The organism is Enterococcus sp. MSG3290 (genome assembly GCF_050555565.1).
Classification (GTDB): domain Bacteria; phylum Bacillota; class Bacilli; order Lactobacillales; family Enterococcaceae; genus Enterococcus_B; species Enterococcus_B faecium.
In genome coordinates, this window is the sequence record NZ_CP187862.1 from 1,611,028 (window position 1) to 1,633,184 (window position 22,157).

Here is a 22,157-nt window from a genome sequence, read left to right on the forward strand (position 1 = left end):
ATTCATTTATTAATCGAACGGTTTACTTTTATACAAAGAAAGCCAAAAAGAGGTGTGACACAACTAGTGTCACACCTCCTTTTTATTTACCTAATCTAATGAAACGTTCCAAGTTTTGATAAGTATTTTTCTTAACTTCTTCAACTGATAGCTCTTTGATCTCAGCGATTGTCTTTAACTGTTCTTCAAGCAGTGAGACATAATCTTTTTCTGAAAAAATCCCCCCTAAAGCCCACTCTGCTGCATGTAGTCCATCCGTTTCAATAAGTAAGTGGTCGATTGGGACTGTTTTAGCTAGTTGCCAGACTGCTGGGTTCTTTTTCAAATCAAGACCAATGCTGAAATAACAGCCTAAATCAATATAGTCTTGTTGATAGTCCAAAGAAGAATACCAATGAATCAAATAGTGATTAGGGTAAGATTGGATATAATTTAAGATCTCTTTTTCGCATCCTTTTGTATGCAGTACAACAGGTTTCTCATTTATGGCTGCAAAAGCAAGCTGTCGCTCAAATACTTTTTTTTTGTGTAGTCATCGGTACATTCGTCCAAATATTATCTAACCCTATTTCACCGATGATCCTTGCTTTTTTCAAAAAAGGCTCAACTTGTTCAAACGTATAGCTATCTGCTTTCCAAGGATGGATACCGTAACTTAAGGCTTGAGTCTTACTTGCTGCAAGCTGTCTGTTTTCCTTCCATTCTTCTGGCGAATCACAATTGATGATCGTCAAAATCGTGTGTTCCTGCTGAAGGAGTGCTAAACTCTGACTCCCATCTAAATGACAATGAGCATCACTTAACATCTAATTCACCTGCCAATAACTGATAAATCGTTTGCTTCAACTCTGATTGCTGCAGTAGCCATTCACGTGACCGTCGTTTTTCAGGCACTTGAATCTCAGCAATCACATGTGCCGGACGGGCGGAAAGCACAAGAATCCTGTCTGATAAATAAATTGCTTCTTCGATATCATGCGTCACAAGTAAAGTAGTCCGCTTTGCTTTTTTAGGCAGCTTCAACATCCAGTCTTGCATCTGCCCTCTGGTCATAGCATCTAACGCTCCAAATGGTTCATCAAGAAGCAAGTAAGAAGAAGGATTCATGATTGTTCGTAACAAGGCCGTTCGCTGCTTCATCCCGCCAGATAATTGTTCCGGCAAAAAATGTTCATAGCCGTTTAACCCAAAGATATCCAGATAATCCCTTACTTGTTCTTCATTGATTGTTAGATGATTGATTTTTTGATATAACGTAACGTTTTGATAGACGCTCAGCCAAGGAAGTAACATATCTTCTTGCGGCATATAACTAAATGCTGTATGGAGACCAGTTACTTTTTGATCGTCTACTTTGATCGTTCCAGAAGTCATAGGCTGGACTCCTGTTAAAGTTTTCAGCAATGTTGACTTACCGGCTCCGCTTGGCGCGACAATCGATGTAAAGGTATCTTTAGGGATAGTGAAATGGATGTCTTCTAATATTTTCAGGTTTTCAATGACTACATTCAAGTGGCTGATTTGGATTGACATATCTATCACTCCTATTTTATAAACTGATTAGTGAATAGTTCTTGCGAAGGTACATCTTGCTTGATCAATCCGTTTTCCTGCATAAAAGCTGTATAATTGCGCCAAACTTTTTCTTCCATCAATCCCCAATTCTCAGGATCATCCGTATAATTTTTTGACAAGAATGCTTGTGATTCTTCTAAAAACGTCCGATCATTTTCTTTTGCATATTTTTGCAACAGTTTAGCACTGTCATTTGGATCCTTAATAGCTTCCTGATAGCCTTTTTTCGTGGCATCCATAAAAGACTGTACCAATTCTGGATCACTTTTGATCAGTTGATCATTCGTAATAATTACCGGAGTATAGTAATCTAACCGTTCATCTAATTCTTTCAATGGGATATAGTTTAGTTCAATACCCGCTTCTTTTGCTTTGATCATATCCCAACCTTCAAAGTACCATTGGATATCTGAGGATTTTCCTAAGCTTTCTGGCCCTTCTCCATTGCTTCCTACCATTGTCAGTTTTGAAAAGTCCCCGCCGTCTTTTTCCATCACAGCTTTTAAGACAGCTTCTTCACTTGGACTTTGCCAACCTGCATATGTTTTTCCTTCAAAATCTTTTGGTGAATGGATGTTACTGTCTGATAGGGTGGCGAATCCAGAAGTATTATGTTTGATCACTGTAGCAATTGCTTTGACTGGTATATTCTGTCCATCTGCGTGAGCATAAGTGACATCTTCTTGATAACTTACACCAAATTGTGCTTTGTCCGCACCTACTAGACCAATACTTGTCGAATTATCTCCTGGTTCGATGATTTGGACATTTAAACCAGCCTCTTTATAATAGCCTTTTTCTTTTGCTAGGTAGATGCCAGTATGATTAGTATTCGGTACATAATCCAAAACAAGTGTCACTTTTTTCAAATCCTTTGTTTCTTGTTTGCTACTTGTTTCTTTTGCAGTGCCACAAGCGGATAAAAGCAACAGTAGCGGTAATAAAAGCCATAATTTTTTCATTTGATCCCCTTCTCTTAAAAAATATAAAGCATACGATAATACCCTTTTTTCAATAATGAACAAGCGCCATTCAGCAATAAACTCAATAGAATGACACAAATGATCGCAGCAAAAACTTTATCGATCTGGTAGCTGTTTTTTACGCGTATCATGTAATACCCTAAGCCTGCTTGAGCGCTTAGCCATTCTCCAACGACTGCTCCGCTGACACAATAAGTAGCAGCCACTTTTAAACCGGAAAAGAAGCCGGATAAACCCGCTGGTATTTTATATATTCGATAAATCTTCCCTGTATCTGCCCCCATCGTTTTCAAAAAGATGATTTGCTCTTTTGATACTTTCCTCAATGTATCCGAAAAAGAAACTACGATCGGAAAATAGCTTATCAAGACAACAAGGATCACTTTTGGAAGCATACCGAAACCAAACCATAGGGTAAGTAATGGCCCTAACACCATGATTGGCAACATTTGTGAAATCACTAGTAACGGATAAAAAGACATTTCTAAAAACTTCCAATAATCCATTGCCAAGGCAGTAATAAAAGAAAGAACGCTAGCTATTACCAAACCAAGCACTGCTTCATTTAATGTCGTGACAGAATGGGAAAGTAATACTTGTGCATCTGCCGCTAATGCAGAAAATACAGCAGCAGGTCCGGGTAAAATAAAGGCAGGTATTTTCCAAACTATGACAACAATCTGCCAAATAATTAAAATGAATGCCATACTGACTGCTGGATAAAGATTTTTCTTCATTTTGTTACCTCCTTTCTTCTAATATGAATAACAAAAAACGCTTGAAATGGGCACGACATAGTAACCCGCTTCAAGCGTCTGCTATGTTTCTCCCTTCACCAGTATTAACTGACAGGTTCAATGGGTCTAAGTTCACAACTTACTCTCATGTCGTCTACGACATCCCCAGAAACAGGTATTCATTTTTTAAAGTGTAGCACAAGAAGGAAAAAGCAACAAGCGCTTTAGTTATCATGCTGATTATTTCAATAAATAGGAGAGATCACTTGCCAATGTCGGATACCCCATGATATAGCTATCCAACTCTTTTTTAGTCAATTTTTGATTGATGACTAGTGTCAAATCATCGATCAATTCGTCTGCTTGCTCGCTAATCACTGCAGCACCAATCAAATAATTTTGCTGGTCAAAGGTCAATTCAGCCTTAGCAACTGGTTCATTGACACGATGATAGGTGAACCAACTGGTAAGATCCATCTCTACCACTTGATCTGACGAAGAAGCGTGACTTTTTGTAACTCCTACTTCAGCAAGTTTAGGACTGGCGTAGACGATCGTAGGTATAATCGGATATTTGATAGGTTCGCTTGTTGCATCTGTTATCCGCTTAGCTACATAATTTCCTTCAAAAGTGGCGACTGGTGTCAATTTGGGGGTTTTCCTTGAAACAATATCTCCACACGCAAAAATTTTTGGATTGCTCGTTTGCAGATAATCATTGACTGCAATTCCGTGTTTATCAAAGACGACATTCGCTTGTTCAAGTGCTAAAGATTCTGTATTCGGCTGTCTCCCAGTCGCACAAAAAATCATATCTGCTACTAATTCCGTCTCTTTTCCGACTAAACGATAGCGAGTACCTTCTGAAATGATCTTTTGGGTTTCAACATCAAAAGCAAACTGAATGCCAGATGCTTCCATTTGATGGACGGCTTCCTCTACCAAAGACGCCTCAAATTCTTTTAATGGCCGTTGATTATGATGGACAATGGTTACTTTGCTCCCTGCAGCATTGGCAATCGTAGCTAGCTCAAAAGCAATATAACCACCACCGATAAAAATGATTTCTTTAGGCAGTACAGGCAATGATAAAAAGTCTGCACTAGTTTTCAAGTATTCCTTTCCCTCCACTGGTAAGATCGCAGGTCTTTGCCCGGTTGCCAAAACAAAGTAATCCGCATGGAAGACTTCTTCGTTGACTTCAATAGATGAATCATCCAAAAAACGAGCGGTTCCTGAAAGATGATCGATTTCAGCTTCTGCTAATTGTTTTTTTCGGCTTTCTGGGACTGGATCCGTAAATGTTCGTTTGAATTTTTGAAGTTCTTCCCAGTTGGCAGTTGGGATCTCGTTAAAACCTTTTCCACTCAATTGTTTTACCCGATTACGTGCCTCTACTGCACTTAACAAGACTTTTTTAGGATCACATCCACGGTTAGGACAAGTCCCGCCCCATAGATCTTCTTCGACCACTAGTACTGTTTTACCTGCTTCTTTCAATCCATAAGCAGCACTTAAGCCACTCACACCTGAACCGATGACGATTGCATCATATGTTTTCATTTCCTTCCTCCTCTCGACTTAAAAAAGCAAAGATTTCTTTACTTGTCAGCGACCCAATACTTCTTTGCTTTTCTACTATCACAATGCTTGGATACACCGAAAGAAGCGAATATACTTCTTTCATAGGCGTATCAAAGCAAACTTGTTGACGAGCATTTTCTGGTATTTCATTTAAGAAATATCCATTGACGACTAAATCTTCTACTCGCCACTCTTTCGTCTGTTTCGGTTCATCAAAGAAATGCCGAACGTAGTCGTTTTTAGGATTCATCAATAACTGCTCTGGTGTGTCACATTGGATAATTTCTCCATCCTTCATAAATGCAATACGATCACCTAGCTTGATTGCTTCTTCCATATTGTGCGTAACGAAAACGATGGTCGTGCCCAATTCTTCGTGTAAGGACAAAACCAATTCTTGTAATGAGTTTCTTGAAATCGGATCTAATGCGCTAAATGGCTCGTCCATCAAAATCACATCTGGGCTTGCAGCAATAGCTCGGATGATCCCGATCCGTTGCTGTTCTCCTCCAGACAACTCTCTAGGCATACGATCTCGATAAATATCAGGAGATAAGCCAACTTTTTGAAGAAGTTCATCTACACGGTCTGCTCTTTTCTGCTTTTCCCAACCTAACATTTCAGGGATGACTTCAATATTTTGCTTGACTGTCATGGTCGGGAACAAAGCGATTTGCTGCAGCACATATCCCATATTCCACCGCATTTTCTGCAGATTATATTCATTTAACGATTTTCCTTTGAAGTAGATGTCTCCTGCTGATGGTTTAGATAATCCATTGATCATTTTCAAAGTAGTTGTTTTTCCACTACCGGAAGGACCAACCAAAACAAAGATTTCTCCTTTTTTGATTGCCAGATTTAGGTCATCGATGACATACTTTCTATCATACTTTTTTTGCACATGTTTGAACTCGATTAATTTAGTCACTGATCTTCCTCCTTTACTAATCCTTCATTTTTCAGGAAGATTCGTGCTACTTCTGTCGGCTTTTTCTTTTCGACATTGACTTGGTAATTCATATCAATCATTTGATCCTCTGTTATTTTTCCGCTTAATTTATTCAGTGCTTTAACGATTTCAGGATGTTCTTTAGCAAAATCTTTTTTCATCAGCGGTGCGCCTTGATAAGCTGGGAATAACCCTCGATCATCTTCTAGAGTCACTAGATCGTACTCCTTGAGCTGGCTATCTGTGGAATAGGCATCCACAATATTGACATCTCCATTATTGATTGCTTGGTAACGCAAACTTGGCTCCATGCTTTGTACACTTGAAAAATTCAAGCCATATGCTTCTTGGATTCCTTTATATCCATCTGAACGATCAATAAATTCCAGTGTGAATCCCGCTTTGATCTGATCAGAGATAGCTGCCAAATCGGAAATCTTTTTAAGTTGATGTTCGTTCGCAAAAGATCTCTTGACTGCCAAGGCATACGTATTTTGGTAAGCCATTGGTTTTAATAATGTCATATCGAATTGCTTATTCAATAATTCTTCTGCTTCGTCATATGTTTTTTCTTTTGTCAAATCAGCACTTTTCATTGCTTCAGGTACCTTCACCAAGCTTTCTAGGACAGTACCTGTGAACTCAGGATAGATATCGATTTGACCTTGATCCAGTGCATTGAACAAAAAACTCGTCTTGCCAAAATTCGGTTTTAATTCAACTTCTGTTTTTGTGTTGTCTTCAATCAATTCTTTATACATTTGGATCAGGATTTCAGGTTCCGCTCCTAATTTTCCAGCAATCGTGATGGTTTCATTTTTAAACAAGGCAGACTGATATAAAGAAACGCCGCCAAATAAACACACCACTGCTGCTAAAGTAATGATGGAATATCGAGGTTTCTTATGCTGCAACCAGCGAATCAGTCCGCTGAATATAATTGCAAGCAAGGCAGAACTGATCGCACCAATCAATGTCAAAACAGGTGTATTTCGGTCAATACCTAACAAAATAAATGTCCCTAATCCACCTGCTCCGATCAATGCTGCCAAAGTAGCCGTACCGATGATTAAAACTAAGGCAGTTCGGATACCTGAGATAATGACAGGTAATGCGATGGGAAGCTCTACTTTCAGCAAGCGTCTCATTCTGGACATACCAAATGCTACCGCTGCTTCTTCAATAGACGGGTCAATTTCAGCTAGACCAATATACGTGTTTTGGAAAATCGGAAGCAAAGCGTAAATAACAAGTGCAATCAATGCTGGAACAGTTCCGATCCCTACAAATGGGATAAGTAAACCTAATAAGGCAAGTGAAGGAATCGTTTGGAGCACACCCGTGATCTGCAATAAGACTTCTGCCATTTTTTTATGATTGGCTGCCCAAATCGCTAAAGGAATAGCAATCAGTGCTGCAATCAGCAAAGAAATGAGAGAAATGGACAGATGTTGAAATGCAGCTTCCAGCAACTCGCCTTTTCTTTCACTTAATGTTTGTATAAAATTATTCATGCGACCTTCCTTTCTGTTATTCTTTAAGTATAAACATTTCTTTCCTTTTTCCCAACTAACTTGTCTTGCCTTAACCTTACAGCACGAACAAAAAAAAAGAAAAAAATACCTCTAAATATGCTGACAAAAAAAGAATCCAAGCAACAAAGTCGGATCAACTTTTTGGTTCTCGTTTTTTCACTACGAATACCATAAAAATCTATACGAAATTGTCACTTGGAATCAGCTATATCTTTTTTACACACACAACTTTTATTTTAATAAAAAGAAACAGCCAATAAAGTAGAAATCTCGTGGGGGAGAACACCTTTATTGGCCTGTTCAACGAATATTATACTGTATCATGACACTTTTTTGCCAAAAATGTAAAAAACGGTTGTTTTGACATCATAAACGTCTTGTTTTCTTATTTTTACTTATATCACCACTTTATTTTCTATCTCTTTCACTCCATAAAGCGGAATGAGTTCTTCTTTTGACTGATAATAAACAGCTTTCTCACGGTTCTTCATCAAAAAAAGAAAGATGTCTTTCATAGCAAGTGGTGCTTTGCCGTGTTCAAATAAAAAGATAAATTGATTTGCTTTATTTATCTGGACCATTGTCACAGGCACCAGTTTTTGTTCTTGAGCCAAAAAAACTCCTTTATACTCTGTTTTTTTGGGTGATTTTGTAAGAATTGTCAATAAGTCTGCTGCTCGCATTTTTCCACTCCTTATTTGATAAATAAAAAGAAACAGCCAAAAATAATTTTTTTTCATTTTCCTCTTGAAGTAAGAGTATAAGTCAGTATAATAAAGAAGTTGCTGAAAATTTTCAAAAGAAAAGAGGCTAGAAATGAAAAAATTAAATTTATTTACAGAATTGTGCGGAATCATTTTAGGCGCAGGAATCTACGGATTAGCTGTGACAGGAATCAATATTCCATCTAAGCTGGCAGATGGTGGGGTTACTGGTATTGCTTTGCTTTTGCATAATCTTTTTGGATTCGCTCCTTCTGTCACTTCACTGCTTTTTAATTTACCTTTATTGCTTATCTCATTGTTTCTTTTTGGAAAACACGCTTTTCTCCGGACGATCGTCGGAACATTTGCGCTAGTTTTCTTTTTACATTTATGGGAGAGCCTTCATATACATTTTGCTGTAGATAGTCTACTGATCAATAGTTTGATGACAGGTATTCTTTCTGGCATTGGTTGCGGTCTCGTCTTTCGATTCGGCGGAAGTACAGGCGGAACAGATATCATTTATCAAGCCATTGAAAAATATTTTCATATTAAGATTGGCAAAAGTCTTTTCTTGATTACTTTTGGTATTTTAGTTGTCTCCTTGCTTTATTTGGATCTCACACATTTTCTGTATACAATACTTAGCTGTTCTATTCTATCTTATACATTGAATAAAGTGAAGTATCTGGAAATTGGATCTGTTTTGCCCCAATTGGAAGCAAAACAGACTACAGAAACATTTGAACCACTTGATCCTCTTGAACAGTTAGAGCACTGATTCTTATTTTTCACTACTTTATTTAATTTACAGAAATATCATTATGTAAACTAAAATGATATTATTCAGTAAAATCTTCTTTATAAAAAAATAAAAAATAAACTATTTTTGCAAACGATCTGCGAAAATAGTTTGTTTTTTTATTTTGCCATTATTTTCTTACTTATTGGGAGAAAAAATTCGCTTAAACTCAAAAAAATCTGAGGATACGATATAAACTTTCGGATAGAGTATAAAATAAGGAAACGCCGCAGCGTTTCCTTTCCAACTGTAGCCGAATATAAATTTGTATATCACTTATTTAAAATAGCTATTTTCTCCCAAAGAGTTTCCTTGATCATCGATCAATCCTTGTAATGAGCGTTCTAAGATACCATGGCTTTTTTTCGATTTTTTTTCTTCTGACTGCTTTGTTTCCTCTAACATTTTTGTTCGATTGAATGTTCGTACAGACGGCTCACCATTTCTTTTTTCTTGATACGGCGTCGGTTCAGTATCGAACAACAGATAAGAGTCATCCGTTTTTTTCATCGATTCGATTAAATGATCCTCAGAAATTTTGCTTTCTCTAGGGTCTGGGATAATCGATGCTGGTACATATTTAGGAACAAAATAAGAACGTTCCCGCACCTTCGTGTCAACAGATGCGTTTCGTGTAGTATGCTTGGACTCTGTCCTTGTTTCACTTTGTCTGACAGAACGAGAGGAATCACCAAAAAGTTTTTTTCGTCCTGTCGATGTGATTTCTGATTGGTAATGGCCGGTATAATCCGGTAATTTTCCTTTATGCTTTTCCAAATTTTCCTTACGCGGAGCTGACTTCAATCCATTTGTTGCACGACGCTTGCGACGGATTTTCTCGGTGTTCGTGTTCGTGAAATGAAATTCTTTCATCTGCTCAAACGGGGACTGATTCTGTTCAGTCAAAAGATCTTCTTGTCCGTCAAATAATACTCGCTTCTTGTCGTTGGTTAATTTTACGCCTAACTCATCATCGTACGCAGGAAAACGGAAATGTTTTCGTCTGATTTCTTTCATTCAAACCATCCTTCTCAAAAATGGAACTTTTCTCAATAATAGCACAGATTCATTGTTTTCAGTAGCAATGCGCTGATTATTTTAAGAAAATAGCGATGAATTTCATAAATATATATATAGTAATAAGACTTAATTCGTTGTCTCTCTGATAACTAGTTCAGGAAAAAAACGACGATAACCTTGACTCGCCCCTTTTTCTTCTATTTTTTTTAACAACATTTCTCCACATACTTCACCCATACGTATAATATCTTGCTTGATCGTTGTCAATTTAGGTGAACTGATTTGGTCTAAAAATACCCCATCAAATCCAATCACACCAAATTCTTCGGGCAAGTGTCCTCCAGCATTTATAATCCCTCTTACTGCTCCTAGTGCTAGCCGATCTGAACTACATACAAAACAAGTTTTATCTGTAAAATCTGCCCAGTTTTCTGTCATATATCTTTCTACTTCTGTCGAATGATTTGGAAACCGCAAGATTTTACTAGGAAGATCAACTTCCTTCATCACAGATAAATAACCAGTTTCCCTTGAAATTTCAAAAGGCTCGTCCACTTCGATACCGATATAAATAATCGTTTGATAATCTCTTTCTAAGGCATATTGCGTTGCTTTTGCTGTACCATATTCATTATCGCTGTCTACATAATCATATCCTTCAGAATTTTCCCCAAACAAGACAACTGGTTTTTCCAAACGGTCGATCCAATCGAAGTCTTTTTTTCTGACACCTGTGATGATGTATCCATCACAAGAACCGACGTCGAAGGCATCATTTGTAACTAATTGGAGAGAATAATGCGCTTTACCGATCCGTTTAGCGATTCCCATCAGCAAATTCATGTAATAGGGCTCAGTTGTGTCGATTTCTTCCAGTATAAATAATTTGATGATCTGCGACCGATTCGTGACAAGTGCTTTTGCAGCAATATTTGGACGGTAATCCAGTTCAGCCATTGCTGAGAAAACTAACTCTTTCAATTCGTCAGTCACCTGTTCCGGATGATTGATGACTCGAGAGACCGTCATTTTTGAAACATTGGCACGTTTTGCAACATCTGCTAAAGTGGGCATGCTCTCTTCCTTTCTAACATGTTGTCATTCTTACTATCAATTATACCAAATTTTCCTAACAGAGTTTATTATAGCCCAAAATAAAAAACGGAAAATCCTCTATCGTCATGAGTGATTTTCCGTTTCAATTATTTATACTTTTTTATCAAATTTTTTGCTAAAAAAGTGGAAGCTTCTTCCATTAGTGGTATTTGTACCATATGTCGCTGTGTTTTTGAGGAACGAAAAACAATTTCTTTTCCGTAAGACTTATGCCGATTTTTTTCTACAAATCGTTCCGTTTGTATATAAGGAATTTTTTCGTCAGCTTGTCCATGCCAAAAGAACAGAGGACGTCCAGCTAACTTTTCCGGCTGCAATGACAAATCATAGCTCTTAACCCATGAAATCAAATCAAAATAGTCTTTTGGTACGACATAATTATATTCCGATGCGCGCCTTACGATTTCTTTTCCATATTCCAAAGGTGCAGGGGAACCCATCAAACACACGCCCGCTACTATATGAGGATGTTTAGCCAACAAGGCGCATGTTGTCATTCCCCCCATCGAAACCCCGCCAACTGCAAGCTGATCATGTAGAAGACCTCTTTTTTCTAAATGCTTGATAAGTGTGTCAAATTCAAACAGATTTCCGTAGATGCTATCCCAAAATGTATAGGATGGAATAGAAGAAACCGGCTGTTTGCGCTCCCCATGATTCATCGCATCTGGCAGGATCACACGAATGCCCTGCTGCGCAATTTTTCTTCCTTGCGTCAAAACTAACTCCTTACTTGTCTGCCATCCGTGATAATAGATGACAACGGGAATACGTTCCTCTCTTAATTCTTTCAGAACAACTTCTAACACTGGAATATGATGGACAGAACGTTTCAATATAATTGGATTCAATTGTTACTCACCTATTTTCATTAAATTTCCTGATCGCCATAGCAACCATGCTCCAACAGTTGTCTGGAACAGGTTCAGTGTACCAAATAATATAAATGCAGGACTGAATGGCTCGGGAAATAAGCACAGAGAACAAAGTCCCACCACTCCTAATGCTAGCGAAAGGAGTGGATAAATAGAAAAATTCAAAAAACTGGCAACGCTACCGAAAATATTACCAATAAACAGTATCAAAAAGAAAAAAACGCTTAAAATTAAACCATCTGTCAGCGACATCTGAAAAACAATGTTCTCTACCTCAATTGGCTGTTGAATCGAATAGACACCTAAGTATATACTGAGAAGGAGACTTAGCACGTGGCTGGCACAAAACACACGATTGACCGTTTTCATTTTAATCACCTAACCTATCTTTATAATTCTATTATAATCATTTTATCATTTTTTTGTATGTATAAAGTTTCAATTTTTCTTCACTTACGATTTTTTTTGATATTGTTGTTATATAAATGAAAGGAGTTTTACAAATGATTGATCCAAAAATGTTGGGGATGATCTTCCTCATTAATTTTGCTTATATCACTCTGAACACGTTACGTTTCATGTTGACAATGAAAGGCTATCGACTGATTGCTCCACTTGTCAGTATGGTCGAGATCACGATTTATATCGTCGGCTTATCCCTTGTTTTAGATCGTTTAGATAATCCACTGAATTTATTTGTCTATGCGTTAGGTTACGCAGTAGGTATCAGTGTCGGAATTTTGATTGAAGACAAATTGGCATTAGGATACATCATGGTCACAACGATTTTGCCAGCAAATAGCGCAGAAGATAAAAGTTTGCCGGGTATACTGAGAGAACACGGTTATGGTGTGACACAGACTTCTGCAATGGGGCTGGAAGGTGAGCGGCTAGTTCTCGAAATACTTTCTCCTAGAAAAAGCGAACGTGAACTGTATCGCCTGATCAAAGAAATCGAAGAGCGTGCTTTTATCATTTCTTATGAGCCAAAATATATTTCAGGTGGTTTCTGGACTAAAAAAGTGAGAAAACGACAAGGAAAATAACTCACAAACTTAAAAACTGTCTAATATCTAAATTAAATTTTAAATGTTAGACAGTTTTTATTTATTATTTTGATTAAAAAACATCGACATATACTCATCAATTTGTTATTATACTTTATATACTTATCAATTTAATTTGGAGATATTATGGAAATTCAACGTAGAACCACTAATTTTTTACATTTAGGCTCTTTTTTTGCAACTTTGACGATCTTATTTTTTCTATGTTATTCATACCTTAAGACCTCACATGCGCCTTCTAGTGCATTAGGCTGGTTGCTTTTGGATCATTCTGATATCACAGAAGCCGAAGAAAATCCGTTTTTTTTGATTTTGTCTTCTCTTTGCGGCTTACTGTTTTCTGTTTATTTCGGTGCCTATTTTTTTCATCGACATCCTGGTACGTTAAACGAAGCTTCAAGCGTATTGATTGCATTTAAAACGTTTTCTTTTTTAGCAATTCTTTTTTATTCGTTTAATCACAATACGCTTTTCTTCTTTATCATGAATGGTTTAGTCGTGATTTTATCCATTTTTACTTATTTTATTTTTTCACTCATTTTTAGCCAATTGAAATGTCCGCTCTTCTTTCGATTAGTTCCTGTCACCTGTTTTATTTACAGCTTGTTTTCCTTTTTTGTCCTTGCTTTAATGCCACTGACCAACCCTTCGACGATTCAAGTCGCAGGAAATCTGTTGGATATGCTCTTCATCGTCAGTCTAGGTGTATTTATGTGGCAAAGAAAAAACAAACAAAATAAAAAGCATTTTGAAGCCTGACTATTACGACTTCATAAATGCTTTTTTAGTTTTAAACACTTCAATCTAAAAGAATAACCCAAGATTGGATAAATTATTAATGACTCGCCATTCGTTTCTTAGTGATTCTGGATCATCAAATGGACTTCCTAATCTAATCAGCTAGTTCTTCCCATAAAATGCCATACTTGACTGAATCATAATATTGATTATTTAAAAATCTAACTTTTCTTATCACTACTTCCTTTGTCATTCCACATTTCTCACCATTTTTTTGCATTCCTTTGTTTCCAGACCATGTAGTGAATCTAATAAGTGGTAGATAGGCAAAATACTCAAATAATTCTTTTAACCATAAAGGAAGAGAAAGGCTCCTCCTGCAAGAGTCAGTATAATTTTTGCTTACTGCTCTCTTAGGTTTTACTCACTAAAACTGTTCCATATTCTTTGATATAAGAAAATGCATGCGGTATAAATTTCTTGCTCAGCTCAGAAAAGATTTGTCGTTTAAGAAAGGCCATTTCCTCCATTGTCAATGAAGGATCCAATGTTGGTAATTCAATCTCAAAATTGTTTTTTTCGACAATAGGTAATTCTAATGTGAATGATTCTTCTTCCTTTATAGTATTCGTCACAAGTAGAGACTGATGGAAAATACTAGGCCGGCGATTTTTATATTTATTCTTACGTATCCTGTCAACGATAACTTCTATTTGATCAAAAAAGTACGATTCATTTACGTCTCCAATAAGTTCGGCTAATTCTTTGAATGCCTTCGTTACAGGAAGCTGATTCTTCTGTACAAAAAAGTAATTAGCCAAAGTAAGCGGGAAGTGTTCTATAGAGGAAAGTGTGATAAAACGGTACTTCTCATTTCCTGCAGTTGTCCTCAGCAATTCTGTCTCTCGGCTGTTTCTTACTCCATAAAAATACGCTTCTTTCCGTTCATCTTCGAAACAATACGCCCAAATAACTTCTCCCATCGCTAATTTTTGTTCATCAACAGAGAGTCTCTTCAATTGTTCAGCTATGGTTTCAGCAGCCGAAGTGGCTTGTTGCAAGTAATCTTTAGGATCAAATATTGGAAAGTTCAAATGATATCTTCGTTCTTCCCTCTTGATTAATCCTGCATCGATCAATAGATCAAGAAAATGGGAAAATTTATTTTGCGAAAATTCTTTTTTCAATTCTCTTAGAATCGTTTCTTGTTCTCGATGTTCATATAGATAATCGGTCAATGAAGAAAAAAGCGGATCATCGGTCAGTTTTTGATAAAAGTTTTCCTTATTTTTTGAATAATAATAGTTCATATATGTTCTCTTTTCTATCCGTTTTATTTTACTTAAAAGGCTTTTACGTAAAAAGGAGGAAGAACAAGAGTCATAATTGACTGTTATTCTCCTCCATTTCTTCGGCCTTTAGTATGTTCTATGTTTCTTTTTATATCAATCGCTTATCCATTCATTTTGAATGCTTCATACTACCATTTGATTAGCTAAATACAGCCGTCAATTGAGGTACGACTTGTTTTTTACGTGAAACGACACCTTTAAGCAAAGCACGGTTGTTGGTCAAAGTTGTTTGGAAAGCTTCTTCTACTTTTTCTTTTCCTTTACCAGCAACAAGTAATTCTGAATCACTGTCTAAGATGTTTGTGACAACTAATACGAACAGATCGTAGCCATTTGCTTTCATTTCATCTTCCATTGCTGCTTCTAGCTCTGCTTGTCGATCCATCACTTCATTAAGGTCCACTGTATTGACTTGAGCGATACGAACGTTGGAACTGCCCATTGGGAAACTTTTTGCATCCAAATCAAGAAGAACCGCAGCTGATTTATCACTTAGATTTGTTCCTGCTTTCAACATTTCAAGTCCATAAGTGTTTAGATCGACTTCAGCGATTGCTGCAAGTTCTTTTGCAGCTGCTTCATCTTCAGGCGTACATGTTGGTGATTTGAACAACAATGTATCTGAAATGATAGCTGAGAGCATGATTCCTGCGATTTCTTTAGGAATTGTTACTTGGTTTTCTTTATATAGTTTTAAAATAATCGTACTTGTACATCCAACTGGTTCTGCACGATAGTACAATGGATTAGCTGTTTCAAAGTTTGCAATACGATGGTGGTCTACTACAGCTAAAATATTTACTTCGCTGATATCTGAAATACTTTGTTGGAATTCATTATGATCCACAAGCATGACATCTGCATTTTCTGCTTTAGCTGACTCTACTACTCGTGGTGCAGATAGCTGAAAGTGGTCTAATGCGTATTGTGTTTCTTCATTAGGTGTACCTAGAGCAACTGCTTCTGTTTCTTTACCTAATTCATTTTGCAAGTGTGAAAACGCAATGGCTGCCCCGATTGCATCTGTATCTGGATTTTGGTGACCAAAAACTAAAATTTTTGACATGTCATTCGCTCCTTTGTGATTTCTCCTATTTAATAATAGCAAAAAAACGGAAAGAAGCAATACTTATCTTCTTTCCGATGCGACCTATCGCGTTAAATATTTTGTATACTCTTCTGTATGAAGCAATCGTTTAGCATTTTCGACACGTTCTTTTGTAGGTGGTTCGATCCCTTCTAATGGATATTTCAAACCAAGTGTTTCCCACTTGTATTTTCCCATCGTATGATAAGGAAGAATCTCTACTCTGTCTACATTTGACAAGGTTTGAATAAAGTTGTCTAGTCGGATCAAATATTCATCATAATCACTTCGCTCAGGAACTAGTACATGGCGAATCCAAACCGGTTTGTTGATTTTTGACAAATATTGAGCCATTTCTAAAATATTTTCATTGTCCCAATGCGTTAGTTTTTTATGCTCTTCATTATCGATGTGTTTGATGTCAAATAACAGTAAATCTGTATACTTCATCAATTCTTGAAAACGTGAAAAGAAAGGTTCTTCATACGTAAAAGGTTTTCCGCATGTATCCAATGTAGTATGCATCTTCCGCTCTTTTGCTTTTTTAAATAGTTCGATCAAAAAATCGATCTGCAATAGAGGTTCTCCACCACTAACAGTAATACCACCTTTATCTCCCCAGTAAGGTCTGAAGCGTTCTGCTTTATCTAAAAGTTCATCTGCTGTGTATTCTTTCCCTCCGCCAATATTCCAAGTATCTGGATTGTGACAAAATTGGCAACGCATGCGGCATCCTTGCATAAACACGACAAAGCGCAGTCCAGGTCCGTCTACTGAACCGAAAGTTTCGATAGAATGAACATAGCCGATTGTTTTTTCTTCCATTTAAGTTCACATCTTTTCTTTGATTTCATTTTAAGTACAAGTTAGCTGTCGAAGCGAAGCTTTCTGAACAAAATTTTTCGCAATTGCCGCTTCGTTATGTGTAAAATTTACAGGGACGGAACATACAAGTCCTGCCCCTGTAAATCGTTTCTTTCAAATAAGCATACTGATTATTCGATTTTGATGCGATGGCTATTCAACGTCCTTTCGACGCTAAGTCGAAAAACTTTTTTCACGAACTTTTTACATTCTGTCGTGTGAAGTTCTCATCAAGACATCTAATTGTTGTTCTCTTGTCAAGTCACGGAATTTAACTGCATAACCAGATACCCGGATCGTCAAGTTCGGATATTTCATTGGATTTTCCATTGCATCACGCAATAAATCATTACTGAATACATTGACATTCAAATGATAAGCTCCTTTTGAGAAGTATCCATCTAAGACATTACGCAAGTTTTCGATTCTTGTATCTTGTTCTTTTCCAAGACCTGAAGGATTGATTGTTTGGGTATTTGAAATTCCATCCAATGCACAGCCGTAATTCATTTTAGCTGTTGAGTTCAGGCTAGCTAATAACCCACTTTGTTCCGCATTGTAACTTGGATTTGCTCCTGGCGCAAGTGGTTTTCCAGCTTCACGGCCATCAGGAGTATTTCCTGTATTTTTACCGTAAACAACATTTGAAGTAATCGTCAATAATGAAGTTGTTGGTTTTGAGTTGCGGTAAGTTTTATGACGTTTGATTTGTCCCATGAAGTATTCCAAGATCCATGAAACTAATTCATCTGCACGGTCATCATCATTTCCGTATTTAGGGAAGTCGCCATCCACTTCAAAATCAACTGCTATTCCTTTTTCATTACGGATTGCTTTTACTTTTGCATATTTGATCGCTGACAAGCTGTCTGCCGCATGAGAGATCCCAGCAATACCTGTAGCAAATGTGCGTTGCAAGTCAGAATCCATCAAAGCCAGCTGAGCTGCTTCATAAGAATATTTATCATGCATATAATGAATGATGTTCAACGTATTGACATATAGTTCTGCTAACCAATCCATCATATTCATGAAGTTATGTTTCACTTCTTCAAAGTCTAGTATTTCTGATGTGATTGGACGATATTCTGGTCCAACTTGGGCGCCAGTCACTTCATCGACTCCGCCATTGATGGCATATAATAGTGTTTTAGCCAAGTTAGCACGAGCACCAAAGAATTGCATGTCTTTTCCGACAACTGTTCCTGATACACAGCAAGCAATCGCACAATCATCAGAACCCCATTGTTCACGAAGCTGATTATCATTTTCGAATTGAATCGAAGAACTTTCGATAGCGATTCTGCTAGCATATGTTCTGAATCCTTCTGGAAGGTGTTCAGAATACAAAACAGTCAAGTTTGGTTCTGGTGAAGGTCCCATATTTGTTAATGTATGAAGCAGACGGAAATCATTCTTTGTAACTAATGAACGACCATCTAACCCCATACCTGCAATGGATAAAGTAGCCCAGATAGGGAATCCTGAGAATAATTGGTTATATTCAGGTGTACGCGCGAATTTGACCATACGTAATTTCATTACTAAGTGGTCGATCAATTCTTGTGCTTCTTTTTCTGTGATTACTCCATTATCCAAATCACGTTGGATATAGATATCAAGGAATGCTGAGATACGTCCGATTGACATCGCAGCACCATTTTGTGATTTGATTGCTGCTAAATATCCGAAGTATAGCCATTGGACAGCTTCTTTTGCATTTGCAGCTGGTTTAGAAATATCATAGCCATATTTCGCAGCCATTTCTTTCATTTGCGCTAATGCACGATATTGTTCAGTGATTTCTTCACGTAAACGAATCACTTCTTCACTCATTGTATGATAACCAGTCATATCATGATCTTTTTTCTTTTGTTCCATCAAATAGTCGATTCCATACAATGCCACACGACGATAGTCACCGATGATACGTCCGCGACCGTAAGCGTCTGGAAGCCCTGTAATGATTTTGTTTTTACGAGCAGCACGCATTTCAGCAGTATAAGCGTCAAATACACCTTGATTATGTGTTTTGCGCCAGTCAGTGAAAATATGTGTCAATTCATCGTTTGGTGTATAGCCATTGCTTTTTAGCGCATTGTTAGCCATATTGATTCCGCCGAACGGCATGAATGCTTGTTTCAAAGGTTTGTCTGTCTGTAGACCGACGATTTTTTCCAAATCTTTATCCAAATAGCCTGCATCGTGTGAAGTAATAGTTGATACGATTTCTGTGTCCATATCATAGACACCGTTACGCTCGAATTGGATATCATTTAACTTTTGCAATTCATCCCATAATTTTTCTGTTGCTTCTGTTGGGCCTTCCAAAAAGCTGTCATCACCGCGATATTCAGTGTAGTTATTTTGAATAAAGTCTCTAGTGTCTACGCCTTCTTTCCATTTGGTACCTTTAAATCCATTCCATTGCTCCATTGTATGGACCTCCTAAATTTCTGTTTTATGTAACAGTTTTTACGTGATTAGTATAACACAGCACCCTATCTTTGCAAGGGTTTTCTTGTTTTTTATTTAACAATTTTTATATTTTATTTACATATATTTAAATCAACGTTGACATACCAACATTTAAGCATTGTGAACACTTTCATCTTTTTTTGCAAACGTATAAGGATTTATTAAAAATGAATGAAAAAGAGACGCCATCTGTATTAATACAGATGGCGTCTCTTCATTAAAATACTACAACAGTTACGACTCGATGAAAATCTCAGGAGCATCGATAACTTCGATGACTTCTCCACCTTTTTTCTCATCCATCGCAAATGATCCATTCGATGTTCGATCACCTATAGGGAAATCAGTTGGGTCAATCGTTAACTGCTGCCCTTTTTGATTCATCAAGGTTATTTCTTTTGATCTTCCTTCCGACATATAGATAATACGGTGCGGATTTTTTTTCAGCTCACGCATGACCGTCACTCCCCGCTTCGCACGTGAAGTTTGGCTGATTTCTTGAGCAAGCATGCGTTTAACAGCTCCTCGCTGAGTAACGATTACGATCGGCGTATCACCTTCTGCTAACACAAGCAGCCCGTTGATAATCCTATCTCCATCTTTCAAATTCATAGACTTCACTCCAGCTGCCTTTGCTCCAACAACGGGAACATCTGTTAAAGGATAGCGCAAACCCATTCCTTGATGCGTTACTAAGAAAACATCTAAGCCTGGCTGATCTTCTTTCAGATACACAGCAATCAGTTCATCTTCTTCCGCCTTTAGCTTCATACAGCTGAGCGGACGGCTCTTATAGGTGCGCCATGGTTCGAACTCTGTCATTCGTGTTTGCTTGATCAATCCATTCTTGCTGATGAATACAAATGTTTTCTCTGCTTGAATTTTTTGATATGGGAAAACAGCTAAAATCGATTCGTCTACAGACAGATTGGAGATTGTTTGAGAAATGTGCTCACCAGCATCTTTCCATTTCAAATCGGGTAGTTCATGGACAGGGCGGTAGATCACATTTGCTTTATTTGTGATCAGAAGAACATGGTCCAATGTACTCAATTCACCTGAGTATAGCAAGTAGTCGCCTTCTCGCATCCCGATTTCTTCTGGTTTGGAAGCACTATAAGAACGAAGGCTTGTTCGCTTCACATAGCCTTCTCGCGTCACACTGACAATTACGTCTTCTTGTGCCACTAAGACTTGCGTATCAATTTTGATTTCTTCGATTTCGTCTTCGATTGTCGTTAGACGAGCGGAAGAATAATTTTTTTTCACTTCTCGCAATTCTTTTTTCATAACAGAGAAAAGCTCTTTGTCATTTGAAAGGATTTTATTCAACTCTGTGATTTGCGCAATCAAGCTTTCGGATTCCTTTTGAAGCTCTGTGATATCCGTGTTCGTCAAACGGTATAATTGCAATGTGACAATTGCTTCTGCTTGTTCTTCTGTAAATTGAAAGACGTCGACTAAATTCTTTTTGGCGTCTTTTTTGTCTTTACTTTCACGAATCGTTGCGATTACTTCATCCAGAATCGATAAAGCTTTCATCAATCCTTCTACGATATGCTGTCTTTTTTGAGCTTTGGCTAAATCGAATTGACTACGTTTTGTTATGACTTGCTTTCGATGCTCGATATAACTTCTTAAAATGTCTTTCAGTCCAACTTGATGCGGAGTCATATGGTCGATAGCGACCATATTGAAATTGTAATTGATCTGTAGCTCAGTGTTTTTGAACAAATAATTCAAAATTCCTTGAGCATTGGCGTCTTTTTTCAATTCGACGACAATTTGCAGACCTGTTCTATCACTTTCATCTCGTACTTCAGCTATTCCATCGATTTTCTTATTCAAACGGATCTCATCCATTTTTTTCACCAAGGTCGCTTTATTTACTTCATATGGGATTTCTGTGATCACGATTTGCTGTTTATTACCCTTCATTGCTTCTATCTTTGTTTTCGAACGAAGAATAACTTTTCCTCGCCCTGTTTCATAAGCTTTTTTGATTTCATCTTTTCCTTGCAAGATCCCTCCTGTTGGAAAGTCAGGTCCAGGAATATATTCCATCAATTTTTCAAGGCTCGCTTGTGGATGATCGATCATATAGATTGTGCCATCGATCACTTCAGCTAAGTTATGAGTCGGGATTTCTGTTGCATATCCAGCAGATATACCTGTCGATCCATTGACGAGAAGGTTTGGGTATCGAGCTGGAAGGACTGTTGGTTCTTTTTCTGTATCATCAAAATTCCACACGAGATCGACTGTTTCTTTTTCGATATCTGCTAGCATCTCTCCACTTAACTTGGATAATCTGGCTTCAGTATAACGCATCGCAGCAGGTGGATCACCGTCCATACTCCCGTTATTCCCGTGCATTTCGATCAGTACTTCCCGCAACTTCCAGTCTTGGCTCATGCGGACCATCGCTTCATAAATACTGCTGTCACCATGAGGATGATAATTCCCCATGATATTTCCGACAGATTTTGCTGATTTACGGAATCCTTTGTCATACGTATTGCCATCTTTGTTCATGGCAAATAATATCCGGCGTTGCACTGGCTTCAATCCATCACGGATATCAGGCAGTGCACGTTCTTGGATAATATATTTGGAATAACGTCCGAAGCGGTCACCCATCACTTCTTCTAAAGTTAATTCTTGTACTTCTTGTCGATTTTCCATCAG

The 22,157-nt window shown here is 37.5% G+C and carries 20 protein-coding genes, 1 pseudogene and 1 riboswitch; of the genes and pseudogenes, 3 read left to right on the forward strand and 18 right to left on the reverse strand.

What is annotated here, in order from left to right; all coding sequences use genetic code 11:
• Positions 1-82 precede the first annotated feature (82 nt).
• The 8 genes and pseudogenes from IGL31_RS07690 to IGL31_RS07725 all read right to left on the reverse strand — a co-directional run bounded on the left by IGL31_RS07690 (position 83) and on the right by IGL31_RS07725 (position 8,049).
• Positions 83-806: pseudogene (locus IGL31_RS07690) on the reverse strand (TatD family hydrolase).
• The gene (locus IGL31_RS07695) at positions 796-1,533 is read right to left on the reverse strand and encodes an ABC transporter ATP-binding protein (RefSeq protein ID WP_002297010.1); all 738 of its coding nucleotides are present in this window, start codon (positions 1,531-1,533) and stop codon (positions 796-798) included. Before IGL31_RS07695 ends, IGL31_RS07690 begins: the two are co-directional and overlap by 11 nt.
• An 11-nt stretch (positions 1,534-1,544) precedes the next feature.
• Positions 1,545-2,537, reverse strand: a complete 993-nt coding sequence (locus IGL31_RS07700) for an ABC transporter substrate-binding protein (protein ID WP_002339393.1) — start codon at positions 2,535-2,537, stop codon at positions 1,545-1,547.
• Between the two features lie 14 nt (positions 2,538-2,551).
• A complete protein-coding gene (locus IGL31_RS07705) occupies positions 2,552-3,295 on the reverse strand; it encodes an ABC transporter permease (RefSeq protein WP_002297003.1) in 744 nt (247 codons plus the stop codon).
• A 73-nt stretch (positions 3,296-3,368) separates the two neighbouring features.
• Positions 3,369-3,473: riboswitch (TPP riboswitch) on the reverse strand.
• Positions 3,474-3,535: 62 nt separating this feature from the next.
• A complete protein-coding gene (locus IGL31_RS07710) occupies positions 3,536-4,858 on the reverse strand; it encodes a dihydrolipoyl dehydrogenase family protein (protein WP_086300128.1) in 1,323 nt (440 codons plus the stop codon).
• On the reverse strand, positions 4,845-5,810 hold the full coding sequence (locus IGL31_RS07715) for an ABC transporter ATP-binding protein (RefSeq protein ID WP_002338210.1): 966 nt from the start codon (positions 5,808-5,810) through the stop codon (positions 4,845-4,847). The genes IGL31_RS07710 and IGL31_RS07715 overlap by 14 nt, the downstream gene beginning before the upstream one ends.
• On the reverse strand, positions 5,807-7,345 hold the full coding sequence (locus IGL31_RS07720) for an ABC transporter permease/substrate-binding protein (protein WP_002289765.1): 1,539 nt from the start codon (positions 7,343-7,345) through the stop codon (positions 5,807-5,809). The genes IGL31_RS07715 and IGL31_RS07720 overlap by 4 nt, the downstream gene beginning before the upstream one ends.
• A gap of 416 nt (positions 7,346-7,761) precedes the next feature.
• Complete coding sequence (locus IGL31_RS07725) at positions 7,762-8,049, reverse strand: hypothetical protein (RefSeq protein ID WP_002324669.1); 288 nt, start codon at positions 8,047-8,049, stop codon at positions 7,762-7,764.
• 133 nt (positions 8,050-8,182) lie between these two features.
• Between IGL31_RS07725 and IGL31_RS07730 the strand changes: the two genes are divergently transcribed.
• Positions 8,183-8,851, forward strand: a complete 669-nt coding sequence (locus tag IGL31_RS07730; RefSeq protein ID WP_086300129.1) for a YitT family protein — start codon at positions 8,183-8,185, stop codon at positions 8,849-8,851.
• A 297-nt stretch (positions 8,852-9,148) separates the two neighbouring features.
• Here the strand turns inward: IGL31_RS07730 and IGL31_RS07735 are convergent, their stop codons facing one another.
• The 4 genes from IGL31_RS07735 to IGL31_RS07750 all read right to left on the reverse strand — a co-directional run bounded on the left by IGL31_RS07735 (position 9,149) and on the right by IGL31_RS07750 (position 12,252).
• On the reverse strand, positions 9,149-9,889 hold the full coding sequence (locus tag IGL31_RS07735) for a hypothetical protein (protein WP_086300130.1): 741 nt from the start codon (positions 9,887-9,889) through the stop codon (positions 9,149-9,151).
• Positions 9,890-10,018: 129 nt separating this feature from the next.
• Complete coding sequence (locus IGL31_RS07740) at positions 10,019-10,966, reverse strand: LacI family DNA-binding transcriptional regulator (protein WP_002289258.1); 948 nt, start codon at positions 10,964-10,966, stop codon at positions 10,019-10,021.
• Between the two features lie 128 nt (positions 10,967-11,094).
• Positions 11,095-11,859 carry an alpha/beta fold hydrolase gene (locus tag IGL31_RS07745; protein ID WP_002289259.1) on the reverse strand — a complete coding sequence of 255 codons (765 nt, stop codon included), beginning with the start codon at positions 11,857-11,859 and terminating at the stop codon, positions 11,095-11,097.
• A gap of 3 nt (positions 11,860-11,862) precedes the next feature.
• Positions 11,863-12,252, reverse strand: coding sequence for a hypothetical protein (locus IGL31_RS07750; protein WP_002297001.1), 390 nt, complete (start codon positions 12,250-12,252; stop codon positions 11,863-11,865).
• Between the two features lie 134 nt (positions 12,253-12,386).
• On the opposite strand from IGL31_RS07750, the gene IGL31_RS07755 reads away from it, so the two are divergent.
• Together IGL31_RS07755 and IGL31_RS07760 are read left to right on the forward strand one after the other, a co-directional pair.
• On the forward strand, positions 12,387-12,929 hold the full coding sequence (locus IGL31_RS07755; RefSeq protein WP_002289260.1) for a DUF2179 domain-containing protein: 543 nt from the start codon (positions 12,387-12,389) through the stop codon (positions 12,927-12,929).
• 147 nt (positions 12,930-13,076) lie between these two features.
• A complete protein-coding gene (locus tag IGL31_RS07760; protein WP_002289266.1) occupies positions 13,077-13,709 on the forward strand; it encodes a hypothetical protein in 633 nt (210 codons plus the stop codon).
• A 133-nt stretch (positions 13,710-13,842) separates the two neighbouring features.
• On the opposite strand, the gene IGL31_RS07765 is transcribed toward IGL31_RS07760, so the two are convergent.
• From IGL31_RS07765 to parC, 6 genes are all read right to left on the reverse strand, one after another.
• The gene (locus tag IGL31_RS07765; RefSeq protein WP_002296999.1) at positions 13,843-13,968 is read right to left on the reverse strand and encodes a GNAT family protein; all 126 of its coding nucleotides are present in this window, start codon (positions 13,966-13,968) and stop codon (positions 13,843-13,845) included.
• Positions 13,969-14,101: 133 nt separating this feature from the next.
• Complete coding sequence (locus IGL31_RS07770) at positions 14,102-14,998, reverse strand: DUF1803 domain-containing protein (RefSeq protein WP_010727823.1); 897 nt, start codon at positions 14,996-14,998, stop codon at positions 14,102-14,104.
• A 181-nt stretch (positions 14,999-15,179) separates the two neighbouring features.
• A complete protein-coding gene (locus IGL31_RS07775) occupies positions 15,180-16,106 on the reverse strand; it encodes a manganese-dependent inorganic pyrophosphatase (protein ID WP_002289263.1) in 927 nt (308 codons plus the stop codon).
• 84 nt (positions 16,107-16,190) lie between these two features.
• Complete coding sequence (gene pflA / locus IGL31_RS07780) at positions 16,191-16,952, reverse strand: pyruvate formate-lyase-activating protein (RefSeq protein WP_002289264.1); 762 nt, start codon at positions 16,950-16,952, stop codon at positions 16,191-16,193.
• Between the two features lie 243 nt (positions 16,953-17,195).
• Positions 17,196-19,427: a formate C-acetyltransferase gene (pflB, locus tag IGL31_RS07785; RefSeq protein WP_002289265.1), complete on the reverse strand. Its 2,232-nt coding sequence runs from the start codon at positions 19,425-19,427 to the stop codon at positions 17,196-17,198.
• Between the two features lie 276 nt (positions 19,428-19,703).
• The gene (parC, locus tag IGL31_RS07790; RefSeq protein ID WP_002296998.1) at positions 19,704-22,154 is read right to left on the reverse strand and encodes a DNA topoisomerase IV subunit A; all 2,451 of its coding nucleotides are present in this window, start codon (positions 22,152-22,154) and stop codon (positions 19,704-19,706) included.
• Positions 22,155-22,157 lie beyond the last annotated feature (3 nt).